The 1719-nt window shown below is 72.4% G+C and carries 2 protein-coding genes and 1 pseudogene; all 3 read right to left on the bottom strand.

Annotated features, from left to right (window positions below; genetic code table 11):
- On the bottom strand, positions 1–325 hold a 325-nt coding region (locus WAL33_RS13540; RefSeq protein WP_422182072.1), incomplete at its 3' end, for an MFS transporter.
- Positions 322–1575: an SGNH/GDSL hydrolase family protein gene (locus WAL33_RS13545; protein WP_422182073.1), complete on the bottom strand. Its 1254-nt coding sequence runs from the start codon at positions 1573–1575 to the stop codon at positions 322–324. The genes WAL33_RS13540 and WAL33_RS13545, both read right to left, overlap by 4 nt.
- Positions 1572–1719: pseudogene (locus WAL33_RS13550) on the bottom strand (MFS transporter); the annotation flags it as partial. The gene WAL33_RS13545 and the pseudogene WAL33_RS13550, both read right to left, overlap by 4 nt.

The following is a 1719-nucleotide window of genomic DNA, read 5'->3' on the forward strand; positions in this document are numbered from 1 at the left end:
CGCCCAAGGCGCCGCGCAGCCCCAGCAGGACCTGCCAGTTCCCCGCGAATCCATGGGCCATGGTGATCAGCGACCAAGCCGTGGCGAACAGGGCGAAGCCCAGCTTCAGCCCGATGGAGTCCAGCACATAGCCGCACAGAGGCTGCAGCATCACGCCCAGCTGGAAGGCGCCGGTGATCCAGGAATATTCCTGCGGCCCGATGTGCAGGTCGGCCAGCACGGTCGGGGCCGCGACGCCCAGGGTGCTGCGAGTCAGGTAGTTGAGCACCGCGCCCAACATCACCAAGCCGATCATCCACCAGCGTAGCGCCCGGATCTTCATCATTTGGCTCCGAACAGGGTCAGGTCGAGCGCCTGCCCCATGGCGCGATAGCCGGCGGGCGAGGGATGCAGGTGGTCGCCGGAATCGTAAGCTGGCGGCAGTTGGTCGGGCGCGGCTGGATCGCGCGTGGCCGCGTCGAAATCGATCACCCCGTCGAAATGGCCCGGCGCGCGGATCCAGGCGTTGACCGCCTGGCGATCCGCCTCGTTCCGGGCGTCGGGATGGTAGGTCTTGGCCCCGCCGAACGGCAGGATGGTCGCGCCATAGACGCGCAGGCCGCGCTGATGGCCCCGGGCGATGATCTGCGCATAGGCGGCGGTGATGCGAGCGACCAGCTCGGCGTGCTCCTCCGGCGAGACGGGCCCGTCGCGGGTCAGGGTCCCTAGGTCGTTGACGCCCTCCAGCACGACCAGATAGCGCGCGCCGGCCTGGGCCAGGACGTCGCGGTCGAAGCGGGCCAGGGCGCTGGCCCCCCGGCCGTCCAGCAGCACGCGATTGCCGCCGATGCCGACATTCAGCACGCCGAGGTGCGCCGTACGCGGGTCGGCCTGCAGGCGGGCGGCCAGGACGTCGGGCCAGCGGTCGTTGCCGTCGGTGGTCGACCAACTGCCGTCGGTGATCGAGTCGCCCAGGGCCACGACCGACGCGCCGGACGTGCGCGCCACGTCCACGCCGGAGATCTGTAGCCAGTGGGTGAAGGTCTTAGCCCCGGGCAGATCGGGCGCGGCGACATGGTCGCCGGCCAGGGTCCAGGACGTGGCGTGCGAGGCCGCGTGCAGGGTCTGGTCCACGGGCGGCGCGTCGTAGCGGAGGCTGACGGCCAGGTCGGAGAGCGGCGCGGCGGCCAGGTCGATCGGATCGGACAGGTAGTCGGCCCCGGCCGGGATGGTCGCCTCCCCTGCCCCGGCGAAGGTGACCACGCGGTCGGTGGCCGGATCGATGCGCGGCGAGCCCGGCGCCGCGGCGCGGGCGACGTGGACGGCGGACAGGCGCAGCGGCGTGGTTCCGAAGGCGTTGGACAGACGCAGGCGGACCCGGTCGCCGCCGACGCTGAGACGCACCACCTGGCGCAAGGTCACGCCGGTCAGGTCGACGTCCGGCGCCGCGCCGCGTGGTTCGATCGGCTGTTGGGCCGAGGCCCACGAACCGACCCAGACCACGGACGCGGGCAGCTTGGGCGGCGCGGCGCGCAGAGGCGTGGCGGCCAGCCAAGCCAGGGCGGCCAGACCAAGGACGACCCGGCGGCGGTTCACGCAGCACCCGCCCGCGCCCTGTCCAACCGGGCCATGGCGTAGAAGACCAGCACGCTGGTCACCAGCAGGACGGCGGCCAGGGCGAGCATGGGCGCCAGATTGCTGCCCGTCGCGTCGCGCACCAGCGGCACCAGGTTCTGGGCG

This window comes from Caulobacter sp., from assembly GCF_049283275.1.
Taxonomy (GTDB): Bacteria; Pseudomonadota; Alphaproteobacteria; order Caulobacterales; family Caulobacteraceae; genus Caulobacter.